9 protein-coding genes and 1 tRNA gene are annotated in these 15,933 nt (G+C 42.8%); all 10 read right to left on the bottom strand.

All coding sequences use genetic code 11. From position 1 onward, the window contains the following. Nucleotides 1-114: 114 nt before the first annotated feature. Entirely contained in the window at nucleotides 115-2,448 is a 2,334-nt protein-coding gene (gene hsdR, locus DYADSP32_RS15375; RefSeq protein ID WP_149241912.1) for an EcoAI/FtnUII family type I restriction enzme subunit R, read from the bottom strand. A gap of 358 nt (nucleotides 2,449-2,806) precedes the next feature. Continuing rightward, complete coding sequence (locus tag DYADSP32_RS15370) at nucleotides 2,807-4,252, bottom strand: ATP-binding protein (protein WP_149241913.1); 1,446 nt, start codon at nucleotides 4,250-4,252, stop codon at nucleotides 2,807-2,809. A 7-nt stretch (nucleotides 4,253-4,259) separates the two neighbouring features. Beyond that, nucleotides 4,260-6,137 carry a restriction endonuclease subunit S gene (locus DYADSP32_RS15365; RefSeq protein ID WP_414617804.1) on the bottom strand — a complete coding sequence of 626 codons (1,878 nt, stop codon included), beginning with the start codon at nucleotides 6,135-6,137 and terminating at the stop codon, nucleotides 4,260-4,262. Further along, entirely contained in the window at nucleotides 6,127-6,981 is an 855-nt protein-coding gene (dinD, locus tag DYADSP32_RS15360) for a DNA damage-inducible protein D (protein ID WP_149241914.1), read from the bottom strand. The genes DYADSP32_RS15365 and dinD overlap by 11 nt, the downstream gene beginning before the upstream one ends. Nucleotides 6,982-7,022: 41 nt before the next feature. Next, nucleotides 7,023-8,492 carry a class I SAM-dependent DNA methyltransferase gene (locus DYADSP32_RS15355; RefSeq protein ID WP_149241915.1) on the bottom strand — a complete coding sequence of 490 codons (1,470 nt, stop codon included), beginning with the start codon at nucleotides 8,490-8,492 and terminating at the stop codon, nucleotides 7,023-7,025. 258 nt (nucleotides 8,493-8,750) lie between these two features. Then, nucleotides 8,751-8,824: transfer RNA gene (locus DYADSP32_RS15350), tRNA-Pro, on the bottom strand. A 144-nt stretch (nucleotides 8,825-8,968) separates the two neighbouring features. After that, on the bottom strand, nucleotides 8,969-12,397 hold the full coding sequence (locus DYADSP32_RS15345) for an efflux RND transporter permease subunit (protein ID WP_149241916.1): 3,429 nt from the start codon (nucleotides 12,395-12,397) through the stop codon (nucleotides 8,969-8,971). Nucleotides 12,398-12,490: 93 nt separating this feature from the next. Continuing rightward, nucleotides 12,491-13,624 (bottom strand): efflux RND transporter periplasmic adaptor subunit, encoded by a 1,134-nt coding sequence (locus DYADSP32_RS15340; protein ID WP_149241917.1) that lies wholly within the window; start codon nucleotides 13,622-13,624, stop codon nucleotides 12,491-12,493. Nucleotides 13,625-13,724: 100 nt separating this feature from the next. Further along, the gene (locus tag DYADSP32_RS15335) at nucleotides 13,725-15,095 is read right to left on the bottom strand and encodes a TolC family protein (RefSeq protein ID WP_414617803.1); all 1,371 of its coding nucleotides are present in this window, start codon (nucleotides 15,093-15,095) and stop codon (nucleotides 13,725-13,727) included. Then, nucleotides 15,085-15,762, bottom strand: a complete 678-nt coding sequence (locus tag DYADSP32_RS15330) for a TetR/AcrR family transcriptional regulator (RefSeq protein ID WP_414617802.1) — start codon at nucleotides 15,760-15,762, stop codon at nucleotides 15,085-15,087. Before DYADSP32_RS15330 ends, DYADSP32_RS15335 begins: the two co-directional genes overlap by 11 nt. Nucleotides 15,763-15,933: the final 171 nt, after the last annotated feature.

The following is a 15,933-nucleotide window of genomic DNA, read 5'->3' as shown; positions in this document are numbered from 1 at the left end:
ATTCGTTCGCCGAACCGAATAAGGAAATCAGTTTGATTGAAGTTTTCTGCATAAGCCTAATATTTTTAACAAACTATTGATAGACTTTTCTCTTAGTAAATACTATAAAATGCATCATGCCACCTTCTGCCCATACAAATGCCTTTGAAACTCAATAAACAAAGAACTAATATTAGCAACATCCCCCAAAATCTCCTTAGCATCTTCCAGAGATTGGTATTTGTTAGTCAGTAAAATAGGTAACTTTTCCTGGCCAAGCTCTTCAAATCCACTTTCAACATATTTGCTTAATACAAATTCAATGAACTCCTTTTGTTTGTCGTTCAGCAATGCAAAAATCGTAGCCTGTGTTGCTGCAACTCTCGCCTCCCTGGTCATGGGTTTGATTTCGCTATTAAACACATATTCTAAAACATCAAACAAATCGCTTTTCTCAGCGTCAATCAATTTCTGTAAAGTTGAAAGTTCGTCTTTGCCGAAACCGGCTTCTTCCAATTTTTCAAGCAACGTTTTCCTTGTCAGCGGATTACTCCATATTGTTCGTAATTCAGGTTCGTTTTGAAAGAAATCTGGTAAGGCTCCAAATAGATTATTTAAAAATTCTTCCGATGAAATCGGGCGTCCGTCTGCATTCCAGAACGAAGTCGCGATCATGTGCTGAATTTCTCTTTCTTTTCCATCTTTCAATTTCACTTTTACCTTTTGACGTTTCTCTCTCGACGTTTCTTCATCATCCTCTTTTTCCTTATCAGGATCAACTGGCGGTGTTATGGGCTTTTCTCTTGGCGGCTCAGGTTCCAATGGCTCGCCATCCCATTCAGGATCTGCAAAGTGTTGGTAGGCGTTTACAAAATCGTAAATGGTAAAAAACTCTTTCCCATCAAATAGGCGGGTTCCACGCCCTACGATTTGTTTAAACTCAATCATGGAATTGACCGGACGCATCAAAACGATATTACGGATATTTCTTGCATCTACTCCGGTTGAAAGTTTCTGAGAAGTCGTGAGAATTGTGGGAATTGTTTTTTCATTATCCTGGAATTCTCTTAAAAACTGTTCTCCAATTTCGCCATCGTTAGCAGTAACCCGGACACAATAGTGCGGATCTTTGCTTTTCTTATACTGATTAACCAAATCCCGAACGGCAGCAGCGTGTTCCTGCGTGGCACAAAATATAATTGCCTTTTCTTTCTGATTGGCTTCGTCCATGTATACACGTACCCGCTTATCTTCTCTTTCCTTTATCTCAATAATTTTATTGAAGTCCGATTCTTTGTATAATTTCCCTTCCTCAATTTCTCCTTCGATGATCTGGTCGTCGCTTGTGTATAAATAATCGTCAAGAGTAGTCTGTACACGTTTTACTTTAAAGGGTGTCAGAAAACCGTCGTTAATTCCTTCTTTGAGAGAATAGATGTAAACCGGTTCTCCGAAATATTTGTAGGTATCAACGTTGTCTTTCCGTTTTGGAGTGGCTGTTAAACCCAACTGAACTGCTGGCGAAAAATATTCCAGAATATCCCGCCAGTTTCCTTCATCGTTTGCGCCACCGCGGTGACACTCATCTATAATAATAAAATCAAAATAATCGGGCGGATATGCGCCAAAGTAGGGTGCAGGCTGTCCTTCTTTGTCTGTACCGCTCATGAAGGTTTGGAAAATCGTAAAGAAGATACTGCCGTTGGTCGGGACACTTCCTTTTTTACTTATTTCCTTGGGGCTAATGCGTACCAAAGCATCCTCCGGAAATGCTGAAAAAGCGTTGAATGCCTGATTTGCCAGAATATTACGGTCTGCTAAAAACAAGATTCTTGGTCTCCGACTGCCGTCTCTCCTTAAATTCCAGCGTGTCTGAAATAATTTCCAGGCAATTTGAAAGGATATAAATGTTTTTCCGGTACCTGTGGCTAATGTTAGAAGAATTCTATCTTCAATATTTGCCACTGCTTCCAAAGTATTATTAACAGCTATTTCCTGATAATATCTTGCTCCTTTTGTACCGCCAACATCTTCAAACGGAACGTCATTAAACTTGTCTCTCCATACGTTTTCGATTGGAAACGTCTTATTCCAAAGTTCATCCGGAGTAAGATAGTTCTCAACCAACCCCTCTATGCCCGTTTTCAGGCACATGCTGTAAATCTCTTTTCCGTTGGTGGAATAAGTCGTTTCCAGATTTAATTTTTCTGCGTAAAGTTTGGCTTGGGCTACACCTTCACCAACAGATAACGCATCGCTTTTTGCTTCAATGACGGCCAGTTTGATACCCTTGTACACCAATATGTAATCCGCAATCATTGGCTTGGTCCTGCCACCGCCGGTCTGGATTTTTCCGGCCGTGATCTGCGCGTTTCGTTCACGAAGAATTTTCGAACCTTCCACTACGCCCCAGCCACATGCTTGTAACTTAGGATCAATCAGTTCTGCCCTGGTTTCTGCTTCGTTCATATTGTTGAGATCGAGGGTGTTACATTGGTTGCTTTTCCATTGAGTTTTGCTGTTTCTAGCAAAATTTTCCTTTCTAGACGAGTGATGATCATTTTAGTCAATCAAATAACCATCAAATAATAAATATCTGAATGTAAGGAACTTAACTTCTTTTTAGATTCTCGTAGTCAAATAACGATCAAATAAGATTTTCAGTAGTTATTACATAGTTATTATATATTAAACAACTGATAGTCAAGTATTTAATTAAAATCTAGTCATTGGCCATCACATAACCATCACATAAGAATATGCTGATAATCAATTAGTTATAGCGTTCGCAGCTCTATTCTGTCACATAACCATCACATAAGAATTTTTATGCCCAAAACGGAGTGTAAGACGCATACTTTCTCGATTTACTTTCAGGATCATCTTCTTTGATCATTCCTTCCATCAAAGCATCTTTGATAATTCTTGACGCAATGGAATAATTATGATCGTCAATCTTAAATCTCTCCCTAAGGGATTGATTAGTCATTTTTTCATTTGAAACATATTTCAAACATGCATGTTGATAACAAGCTCTTACTTTCTCTCTTTTGTCCAAATCATTGAGGCTCTTGTAACTATAGATGGTTACTCTTGTTCTGTTTTCAGCTACAATCACATTAATCGGAGGCAACTGATACAATTCATTATAAAAGATCACTTTATCTAAACCACTGCCTTTTTCTTCGCAAAAACCCATCCTACGCATAATGTCCGCCAGTTTTTCATTTCGTGACAAATAAGCATCAATGAAACGTTCCGGAGTTACTAGGGGCGTACCAGGATTAGAAATTTCTATTCTGTCAGTAAATATCTCTACCATGGGGAATCCTTTTTCAGTCAAATCCTGATGAATCAAAGCATTTGCAACCAATTCACGTATCGCGATTTCAGGATACATTCTCGATTCCGTCCTTAAAGCTTTACCTATTTCCTCATTAGCAGGGAGTTGACTATTGATCCAAACCACTAAGCCTTCAAAACCAATGGCATAGCCTCTTGCCCCAATTTGCTCTCTTTCAGTTTCTACTTTGTTTTTCCCTTTATAAACTATTACTCGTACTGACTTCCGCTCGACACTTTCAAAATCTTTTAATTGCTTGGCAAACAATAACGCGCCCAACTTAGTAATGGCATAGCCTTTATTTCTGACCACCAGACCCTCTTCTACAAATTTATCTATCACACCCTGTTGCGTAGATGGATATGGCAATTTTATCAAATCAAAATAAGTCTCTGTACTTAAAAACTTGGTAATATCCGAAGCCGTAAGATTATCCTTTGCAATTTCCTTTTCAAAAGGGACAGTTTCCTTTTTCCAGATTTTGGCTTGCTTCTCGGGGAATTCATTCAATTTTCGGGTAATGCTACCCACTCTGACATATGAATAATGTAGAAACTCAACGGGTTGTACTTTCGCAGCAGGGATAACGAATAAGGAAATATGTCTGGCATCATCATAATCAAATTCATAAACACCGAAATCTATTCTTGGATTTAAGCGGGTAGCAAGCCAGTGTTCTAACTCCTCAGTTCCTTTTTTGTGAGATTTAACCTTGAAGGTCGTACCTTTTATAAGATGCGATTTGTCCTCTACACCAAATATCAAGTAGCCAAACGGCTGATTATGAATACAGGCACCATTGGAAAGTGCGGAGATTCGCTCTCCAATTTCTTCCGGGGAATGAAAATTGAGCTTAAACTCCACCCATTCACTTTCATGTGGCTGTTTCACCAATTCATTTATCAGATCTACCAGTTGCTGATCGTCCATGTGTTTGTTATTTAGCTGGTTTTGCCAATACTCTTTTGCCAGTACCCTTGGGAATGAGGCCGTTACTCTTCATCCAGGTGATCGCATTGAAAAATTTACTTCTTTCTATTTTCAGCTTATCAGGATGCCAGTTCTCGCGGGCTTCGGTCACAATAGCTTCGTCATCAACAAATTTCTTATCCAGCAATAAATTGTTCCAGGCAGCATAGACCGTTGCAACAATTTCTGCCTGTTGGGTATTCATGGGGACTAACAAATCGACCAGCCATGTTAATTTGTCGACCTTAGCGTGCAGCGCTATTTCTGTCTTGCTTATAACGGACTGAATCTCACTTCCTGCGGTATATTCGTAACCATTATCACCTTTTTTAACGTAAAAATATCCGGCTTTCTGTGCTCTGAACTCTACACGCTTGGCATGAGGAAAGTCGTTTGGTCCGGCTGCGTCTTTCACGGGATTACGATCCAAATCAATATTCAGAACCTGCTCAACTAAATGGACGATCTTTTCTGCCTTAACGTGTTTAAAAGTATTTGCTTTGTTTTGCTCTAAATGTCGCTGCAATGCGAAGGCTACAATACCGGCTTGTAGTTCCTTTGCCGAAATAGTAGCAATCTTCGCAGGGTGTTCAATAACTTTTACCGCCGTCACTTGAGTTCCTAACTCCCCCTTAAACGCCTTCTCCAACAAACTCTTCTTCAACTCCTCCAAATCTGCAATTTTCTTTTTATAAATGGATTCTAGCTTTTGAGTTTCGGTTGAAAGTAAATTAAATCTACTAACTATTTGGATCTGAGTTTCAACATTTGGGAAGGGGAATTTTTGAAATTCGAATGTTGCCAAATTGATATTATCCCTGGCAGTGCCTTTTCCTTTCTCTTTTAAATAGGCTTTGAAAAATTGCAAAAGATAATCAACATATTCATTATTGGCCTTTTTAGGATTCACCACAATTCCTATAACACTGTCTGGAAAACAGGCCTCGAAATTTAGTATTGCTGTTTCAGCCACATTAGATCCGACAATAGCTATGCAGACTGTTCCTTTTGGCCAAAGCTTACTTTGTGCCAGTCCTTTTTCATTATAAGTCTGAGAATGGGAATTTATCCAATGGTCTGAATTGCTGACATCTCCTGTTTGTATTAAAGGATATTCACCATCGAGTAAAGATGCATCACCTCTTGGTCGATGCTTAGACTTGCCTCTTGCAAATTCTAATGATATTTCTTTCAGCGTCTTTTCCTCCCAACCCTCACCTTTACCCTCAAACACTCCCTGCAAATAACTCTCAAAAAGCTCCTTAGCATTTTTAAGGTTTTTTTTAGCATTGGCTTTTGCCTGGGCTATGGCGGCAAAGGCTTCATCTAAAATGGAAACGATGCGTTGTTGTTCGGGGAGGGGAGGAAGGGGGATATTGATATCTTTATAGTCATCAAATTTTAGGTTTCTTATACCTGTCGAATGACTTTGCATTTTTTCAGTTGCACCTGAAATATATGAGAAAAATAAAAATCGATGTAAATAAGAAAAATCAACTTTTTCGGAATTGACGATCCTTATTATCGAAGTGAAATTACTAAATGAAAAGTCTCCTTGCTCCTTATCAAAAAATATAACTCTACCTACTGGTTGTTTTGGGCCACCACCAGATTTTTCAAGTATAATGTCTCCATATCTTAATTTACGTTTTAAGAACTGAGATTTCTCGACTTCGAGATAAACAATGTCAGTATCATCTAACTTGCCATCCTTTGTAAAATTTGTGTTTCTTATTACACCAACTTTTTGAAAAGGAGGTTTTTTACCAGTCCATAACCCATTACCAAACTCACATATCTCTCCCAACTTCTTTACCTCCCAACCTTCTTTTACATCAATCATCATTTTTCTGAGGAAGATTTAATTTGTTCTTTATTAATGCTTTGTCGTTTGATTTTACGCGGCGTTCCAGTTTTTTTATGTCTTCTTCGGCGGGTAATTCTTCTGGTTTGATACCACTTTTGCCCAATAATTGCCTAATGTCGCTGTTGTTCTTTACATGTTCTCCTGAAATTCGGGTTTCTCCTTTCAGGTTCTTTTTGTTTACATTAAAATTAGTAATCTCCGTAGCCAGTTGTTTGGCAGAGATCGTAATGGTTGGTAAAAAATCTGCTAACGGTATGTTTTCGGCAATGCCCAGTTTACGTTTCATGGCGCTGGTGTTGTAGCCTCCAAACAATGCGCCGTCACCCTTGCTTCTTATATTCGCAAAGCCCTTATTGTCAACGCCTCTTTCAAAAATATTTTTGGATAATTCTGTTTCGGTGGCAGCAAGTTTCTCTCTGGCCTGTAAGCGCTCCATCAACCGGATGCGCTCTTCCAGTAGTTCCTGCTTACGGGTTTGTATAGCAAAATAGCTCTGTGCAAAAGCGACCTGCACTTTTTTTGGGTCGCCATTCTGAGCGATCAGGTAACATGCATATCGAGTAAGCATCATGTCCTCCTGTTTTCGTTCCGCACCAGAACCAATAGAAACCATTTTGGTGACGTCAACGAAATGGTCCGAAACGTTCTCAGAGGCAGTTTTACAACTTTCCTTCGCTTTATCAATCGCATTCACGAAATTTCTCCAATCAGCATAACCCAATAATTCCTGTAATTCCCTGGCGAGCCAATATTCAACTCCATCCTGCTCGTAAGCCGATTCCTCAAATGTTTTGTTTAACTGGGTGATTGTCGTTATTTCCATCGTGCGTGTTTTTTGAAATTTATATACTCCTTTAGTTTAATCTATACTAAATCCATGATACCTCTCAAAATATCAGCACTTTCTTCATCCAGCGCTCTCATTTCTTCCAGGATATCTTGTGGCCTCCGTAATGCTACCTCTTCTTTTTTATTGGGGTTCTTAGCACTTAAATCGTAAGTCCCGTCCAAAGAAGTCACGTCAATGCTCCAGGAGTTTTCACTTTCCGCCGCTTCGACTCCGCTCAGGGAAAGTTTTTGTAATTTAACAAAATCAGCGAGGTCTTTTTCGTTCAACGCATTGGTCTTGCCCAGGTTTCTGTCCAGGTTCAATTGATAAAACCAAACATTACGTGTTGGTGCTCCTTTTTCAAAGAATAGCACAACCGTTTTTACCCCGGCTCCTGTAAAAGTTCCTCCTGGCAAATCCAGTACCGTATGCAGGTTGCAGCTTTCAAGTAACAGTTTTCTTATACTCACAGAAGCATTATCCGTATTGCTCAAAAAAGTGTTTTTGATTACAACACCCGCTTTTCCTCCTGCTTTTAATATTTTGATAAAATGCTGTAAAAAGAGAGAAGCCGTTTCACCGGTTTTGATCGGGAAATTCTGCTGTACTTCGGCACGTTCTTTCCCTCCAAACGGCGGATTGGCCAGTACTACATTGTAGCGGTCTTTCTCCTGTATGTCCGCAATGTTTTCTGCCAACGTGTTTGTATGCACAATATTGGGCGCTTCCACACCGTGCAGAATCATATTCATTGTACCAATGATATAGGCCAATGATTTTTTCTCCTTACCGTAAAAAGAATGCTTTTGTAAAGTTTCAACATCTTTGGTCGTAAGGTTTTTACTATGTCTTAAATAGTCATAAGCCTCAACCAGAAAACCCGCGCTTCCTACTGCGCCATCATAAATTTTGTCTCCAATTTCGGGAGCTACCACTTTTACAATGGTTTTAATGAGCGGTCTTGGCGTGTAATACTCACCGCCGTTGCGCCCCGCATTGCCCATATTTTTTATTTTGTCCTCATACAAATGGCTCATTTCATGCTTTTCAGCATGTGTCCTGAAACGAAGCTCATCAATGCGGTTAATCACTTCACGCAAATTGTACCCGCTTTGCATCCGGTTTTTCAGCTCGCTAAAAATCTCGCCAATCTTGTATTCAATCGTATCCGCACTTTCTGCATCCACCTTAAATTTTTTGAAATAGGGAAATAATTGAAGATCAACAAAATCTTTGAGATCATCTCCTGTGAGTGCCTTATGATGGTCAAGTTTGCCATTTTCATCTTTCGGAGCAGCCCAAATCGTCCACTGAAATTCAGGCGCAATAATATTTTTATATTCTTTGCCAGAAAGCTCTGCAGCTGTTTTCTTGTCGTTTTCTAAATCATCCAGGTACTTTAAAAACAATACCCAGGAGGTTTGCTCCACATAATCCAGTTCACTACCACAACCTGCATCCTTATGCAGGATATCATCTATATTCTTAAAAGTTTGTTCAAACATGTTTGGTGTTAATTTGTGAAATAGGCTGAGCTGCAAACTCTGAAATTTAATTCAAAAGGGCTGGAATCCTTAAGACTACTGAAAGATATTTGGTGAGTATATTATCAAGTACGCAAACAAATACAGGCTCCTAAATTATTGCACTTAAAAGCCTGATAATTAATGTAAGTATGACAGGATTTGAACCGGGGCGCCCAGGCCTGCGACCTCCTGCATTATCTAAACGAAAAAGCCCGATCATTTCTGACCAGGCTTTTGTCGGGATGACAGGATTTGAACCTGCGACCTCTTGCACCCCATGCAAGTACGCTACCGAGCTGCGCTACATCCCGTGCTCATTCGGGTTGCAAATGTAAGAATCTTTTGGAAAAATGCTCGTTCTTCCAAAAATAATATTTGAAAGAACGAACATCAAAAGGGATACCAGCGGTGCATCAACGTTCAGCAACGCTGTACGGTTGAGACCGAAACCGACGTCAAATCGTTTCGTTTCGCCAGTTGGGATTTACTTCTTCTTTGTTTTTCCTGAACCACTTGTCGCGGATACGTTCATTTACATAATACATACACGGTACAATTACCAGCGTCAGGATGGTGGAGAAGGTAAGTCCGTAAATGATGGTCCAGGCCAGGATATTCCAGAACACCGCACTTGGTCCACCCACGATCACATGGGGAGCCAGGTCGCGGAAGAGGCCGACGAAATCGACCGTGATACCCAGGGCCAGCGGGACAAGTCCCAAAACGGCTGCCGAGGCGGTCAGCAATACCGGAGTGAGACGAATGGCTCCGCCTTCAATAATGGCTTCCCGCATCGGGTAGCCACGGCCACGAAGCTCTTCGATAAACTCGATCATCAGGATACCATTCTTCACCACGATACCGGCTAGTGCAATGATACCAACCCCAGACATGATGATGGAGAAATCTTTGTTGAAAATAATAAAGCCCAGCAACACACCAATCAGTGACAACACAATGGTGAAGAAGATGATAAAGGGCTTCACTACGGAGTTGAACTGTGTGGCCAGGATGAGGTAAATGAGCAGGATCGCTGCGCCAAAAGCCGTTCCAAGGAATGCCATGGATTCATTTTGCTCCTCCTGTTCACCACCCATTTTCACGGTGTAGCCATTCGGAACTTCCATCTGTTTGATGACACCTTCGATCTGCCCCACTATCTCATTGGCATTATAACCTGCCACCACATCCGACCCGAGGGTTACGATACGTTGCTGATCTTTCCGGTTGATCTGGCTGAAAGTGGTGGAATAATGGATGTTAGCGATCGATGTGATGGGTACCTGGCGAAGTGCGCCACCCATCACCATGTCACGGTAAACGACATTCAGGCTCAATAGCTTTTCTATTTGCTCCCGATCATCCTTTTTAAGGCGGACCATGATGGGGTATTCATCTTTGTCATCACGGAATTTCGATACTTCCAGTCCAAACAGGGCAGTACGCACCGCCAGTGCTACCTGCTGCGAACTGATTCCTTCGCGCTGCGCTTTCTCCCGGTCGATGTCGATAACGATCTCAGGCTTGTTGGTCACCAGATCGGAACGAAGCTGATCGATACCCTCAATGCCGGAATCCTGTATCCGCTTCAATACCTCCTTTTCCAGTTTTTGAAGTACTTTGAAGTCATCTCCGGAAATTTCAATGGCGATGGGTTTACCAGTTGGTGGTCCTACGGCCTCTCTTTCAACAGAGATCTCAGTGCCGGGAATTCCGGAAACAGCCTCCCTGATTTTGTTCAGAATAGCCTGTGATGAACGCCCACCTCTTTCGGTACCATAAACAAATGCCACCGTCACTTTTGATTTATGCGGTGTGGCCGCACGGTCGGGGTTGAAAGGGTCACCCGCATTTTTACCCACGTTGGCAATCACCGAGTTGACCATGTCCATTGCTTTTTCTTTCTCCAGAACGTCAAACACCTTTTTCTCTATGATTTTCGTTACCGAATCCGTCACGCGCGCATCCGTTCCGATGGGAAGTTTGTTATAAACATAAACATAATCCGGGTCACCACTTGGGAAGAAGAGCACATTGGGCTTCACAATGCCGGTGAGTACGAAGGTGAAAACAAGGAGTACAATCATGGATAAGATCATGATCACCGGTCTCCAGCCGCGCAGGATCCAGTCGATCAGATTGCGGTAGTTGTTTTTCAATGCGGGTAACAAGCGATCCTGGAAGGGTACCAGTATTCTTGGCGTAAGAATGTAGTGGTTGAAAATCCAGAGAATGAGGATCATGATAAAGAAGTTACCAATACCCCGGTCGATGAAATAACCCACAGCAGCCGCAATTGCCAGAATGATCAGCGGACGGCGTATGCCTTTGAAACTCGTATCATGCGCTTCTTTCTCGTCGTCGTGCCTGCCCATAAATGAAACCGCAAAAACCGGGTTCATGACGTAAGCCACAAACAAGGAAGCACCCAGGGTAATGATCAGCGTCAATGGCATGAATTTCATGAATTCCCCTACAATACCCGTCCAGAAAAGTAGCGGGAAAAATGGGGCTATGGTCGTAAGCGTACCTGAAAGTACCGGTACAAATACCTCACCTGCCGCAGCTTTTACGGCCTGCTGAATGGTCCAGTCCTTGTGCTGGTTGAATAGCCTGTGCGTATTTTCAATCACCACAATGGCGTCGTCCACCACGAGCCCTATTCCCAGGAGGAATGCAAAGAGTACGATGGTATTCAGGGTAAATGCGGTTCCCACCATCGGCCCGATGATCGGCATCAATACGAAGGCCACCAAAGCAGAAAGCGGTACAGAAAGGCCTACAAAAATGGCATTTTTTACACCCATGAAGAACATGAGCACGATCACCACAAAAATAAACCCAAGCACAACGGTGTTGATCAAATCGTGCAGGTCAGCACGGGTTTGTACGGACTGGTCGGCAGTGATGGAGATATCCAGTCCCTGCGGGAAACGGTTGGCGCGGTATTCGGCAAGCACATCTTCGATTTTGTCCGCAGCCTCAACCAGGTTTTCGCCGGAACGTTTGATTACGTTCAAGGTGATTACCGATTTACCTGCCAAACGGGCAAAATCCTGCTGTTCTTCAAAGTCGTCCTGAACTTCGGCCACGTCGCCAAGGCGAACAACCGCCCCTGTATTGGTACGGATACGGATATTGGCCATATCGGCAACATTGGTATATTCGCCGGTTACGCGCAGCGTACGTCTTACGCCTTCCACATTCAGTTCACCACCCGAAATGTTGATGTTTTCACTCTGAATGGCACTCTGAATATCGTAAAACGAGAGGCCGGTGGATTTCATTCGGTCAAGGTCAACGTTGATCTGAATCTCACGGTTCAGGGCACCGAGGATATCTACACGGGTAATTTCGGGCAGGGCTTCGATTCCATCCTGTAATTGTTCGGCATACTCTTTAAGCTGTTTAAGAGAGAAATTTCCGGCAATGTTGACGTTCATAATCGGAAATTCCGAGAAGTTTACGTCTTGTGCCGTTGGGCCTGCATCAAGCTTTTGGGGTAAGTCTGTTTTGGCTTTGTCGATGGCGTCACGCACCCGTTGCAGCGCATCTTCAACCTGTACATTGGGTGTAAATTCTACAAGGATTACAGATACATCCTGCAATGCGTTCGACTTAATGCGTTTTACGCCGTTCAGCGATTTCAGCTGTTTTTCGATAGGCTTGTTTATCGTGTTTTCTATATCGGCGGGAGCCGTACCGAAATACACTGTGTTGATATAAATTTGCGGGATTTTGATATCCGGGAACTGCTCTTTGGGCAGGTTGTTGTAAACCATAAACCCCGCCAATGTGATGATAAACGTAAAGATGTAGATCGTTGTACGGTTCTCAACACACCAATTGGTGAAGCCAAGGGTTTTGTATTCGTTAAATTTCATGATTATCCTGAAAGTTAGATGGTATGAATGTGCACAGGGTATGGGACAAAGGGCAGGGGTAATCCCTTAGCCCTATGCCCTTTGCCCCAGGCTCTAAAAAGAGATAGTCTGTCCGTCAACGACATCCTGGTAACCCAGGGTGATCAGCTGATCGCCTGCCGTAAGGCCTTCCAGTATTTCTACTTTCCCGTTGTAGCTCAATCCGGTTTTTACGGTTTTGCCTTTCGCCACTTTCTTGTTGCCCTCGGTAACGGCCACGTATACGATCTGGCCATTTTCTGTACTTTGGATGAAATTCTGGTCAATGATCAGTGCATCTTTGCTGGTGGCATCATTGATCTGGATTTGCGCCATCATATTGGGCTTGATGTCTTTTACCGAAGGCAAATTGGCCTCAATGGTGAAAGTACGTGAAAGCGGGTCCACGGTAGCACTTACGAAGGAAATCCGTGCTTTCAGCTCCTTTTGAAGGTCAGGGAATTTGACCAATACTTCATCCCCTTTTTTGACGCTGGCTGCATAGGTATCCGAAACTTTCGCACTTACCTTTAGATTGTTCAGGTTTACCACCCTCACTACACCCATGCCCGGTGAGGCAAGTTCACCCACCTTTGAGATAACCTGATCCACGACTCCGGACATCGGTGATATGATTTTAGACTGAGCAAGCTGTGTATTCAGCGTTACCAGCTTTTTTTCGATCGACTCTTTGTTGTTTTTGGCCTGAAGGAACTGAAGCTCAGTGCCTATTTTCTGATCCCAGAGATTTTTTTGCTTCTCATAAAGCGTGTTGATAAGCGTCAGCTGTGTTTTTACTTCCTCGATGGATTCACGTAAAATGCTGTCATCAACCTTCCCGATTACAGTACCCACGCTCACGCGGTCACCTTCTTTTACATACATCGCAGTAATCGCACCCGGCGATTTTGGCGATACCAATACGCTGTTTTTAGCATCTACGGTTCCCTGTAATTCCACATAACGTTTGAACGTTTCGGTATTGAGCGTAGCAACGGATACCGCTTTCACCTTGGCTTCCGCCGCTTTCTTCGGATCCAGCTTGGCAATTTCAGTTTCCAGCGCCTTAATTTTTTCATTAGCGGCAGCCTGCTCGGTCTTTAGCTTTGCGAGCTCTTCCTTTTTCCCTTCCAGTCCTTCTTTTTTCTCACCAGAGCAAGCGGCGAGCATCGTAGCCACGGCGGTAAGGATTAAAATATGTTTTTTCATGATGTTAATAAGTAGCAGTTTTTTTAAATAGAAATGTTTAATGGTAGCTGGTTAATGACTGGGTTGTACTAACATTTGTAATTAATCATTAACCAATTCTTTATTTCGTTTCTGTATAAAGTTCCCCTCTGGCCTTGGTAAGGTCAACCTTGGCGATCAGCAGATCGTAAAGCGCCGCAAAATAATTGGTCTGCGCTTCCTTGTAGGATGATTCGGCATTGATCACTTCAATGTTGGATCCCACGCCCTCTTTGTATTTGATTTTTGACACTCTCACAATTTCCTGCGCCAGGTCCTGGTTGCGCTTTTGGGTCTCAAGGGAAGCGAATGCATTCTTGATGGTGATGTCTGCCTGCCGCGTTTCAAAGTCGATAGACTGCTTCAGCAACGTTTGACCGTTTTTAACTTTGTCCAGCGCGATTTTTTTCTGTTCCATCTGATACCGTTTGGTGAAACCGTCAAAAATTGGAATGTTGATATTGAGGCTCAACAAGGAGTTATTGAACCACTGCGTAGAAAAAAGGTCTGCAAACCGGTCGCGTCCGTTGTTGTAACCGTAACCAAGTGATGCGGATACACTTGGCAAATATCCGCTACGGGTGTTCCGGATATCAAGGCCGGCAAGCTTTTCCTGCGTATCGAGCAGAGAAAACTCAATCCGGTTGTTATAGTTTACGTCGCCTTGAGTGACGGTACCACGCAGCTTTTCAATATCTACATCGTTGATGTTGTCGGTCAGGCTGATTTTCTGGTCCAGCGGTAAAGTCATCTGGTATTTGAGTAGGGCGTAGCTCAGTTCGATCAGGTTCTGTACTTTCTGGCGTTCGGTACGGAGGTTGTTGATCTGAACTTCAATCCGGTTTACATCCAGCAGTTCTACGAACCCGCTCTCGTTCATGATTTTGGTCTCGCGCATCAGCGAATCCACTCGGGATATGTTCAGGTCGAGTACCTTGGCGCGTTCTTCGGCCACTTGTACCGAGTAGTATGCCTTGGTTACATTTTCGGCAACGGTCACCCGGGTTTGTGTGGTGTTTTTCTGTGCGAGTTCGCGGTAGGTTGCAGCCGCTTTTAGACCAATAAAATAAGAGCCATTGAAAATAAGCTGATTCAAAGAGGCGGAGGCGCTTCCCTGGTTTTTGATACCAAAAGGTACTGCTGCCGGGGGGGCGTCTGCTGGTGCGGTCGGATCAAAAATGTTGGCAGGTAAAATCACTTTTTGAATGATCAGGGCATTGCTGAAATTCAAATTGGCAGCGACCTGTGGCAAACCTGCTGCACGTATCTCTCCAATCCTGGCTTCTGCCGAGATGGCGTCGAGCTGGGCATTCTTGACATTGATGTTGTTTTTAATAGCGTAGTCTACCGCCTGCTGCAGGGAATAGCTTCCTTCCTGCGCCTGGCCGGGCAATACGCATAACACGATCGCCAGCATCATCAGACTGCTGCGAATTAGTTGATCATTTTTCATGGGTGTTAGATTCGATTGCTGTTTTTTCTAAATTATTGTAATAGTTAAAGCCTTTGGGTGTCAAAATGCCACGGAGAAAATGGTTTATAAACTGTATTTGAACATGTATCATGTCGAACTGTCCAAAAGGAAACAGGGTCGGGTCAAACGCCATTTCAATTTGCTCAATCCGTAAGCGGGCAAGTACTTCAATATCCAGATCGTCGCGATAAAGCCCCAGCCCGATACCTGCGTTAAGATTGTCACGTACGTTCTGTAGTAAATACTGATTCTTGTAATCTGTAAAAAGTTGCCATCCATCCGGATGATATTTTTTAAGGTCGAAGAACAGCGTTGGGTTAATGGTCGACAACATCACCCTCATCTGTGCCGATAATTGTATTATTTGATCAACTGGATTGCTTGCTGCTTCCTCTATTTCGTCGAACTGGCAGGTTTGTGTGTTGAGTTCATTCTGAATGACCTCGGATACAATGGCATTTTTGTCGGGAAAATGCTGATAAATTGTACGCTTGGATATACCCAACTCCCTGGCGATCTCGTCCATGGTAACGCTCTTGATTCCATACCTCCAGAAGAGGTTAAATGCTTCTTTTATGATCCGATCTCTCACACGTAAATGATAATATTTCAATAGCGAAACTTTGGAAACTTTTAAAAGGTTCAAAGTTTTTTACAAATATACGTACTGTCTACTTTGGGAGGTACGAATAATCAATTTTATTTCCTCGTAAAACATTGATTCATAGTTGTCAAAAATTTGCATTTGAGAGGATTTAGGGTTCCGAGCTTACACGGTATTTTACCCCTGGCCTGAGGTGCGTGCCGGGTGTTGCGG

It is taken from the genome of Dyadobacter sp. 32 (assembly GCF_902506755.1).
Lineage (GTDB): Bacteria > Bacteroidota > Bacteroidia > Cytophagales > Spirosomataceae > Dyadobacter.
This window is presented reverse-complemented; position numbering and strand designations above follow the sequence as displayed.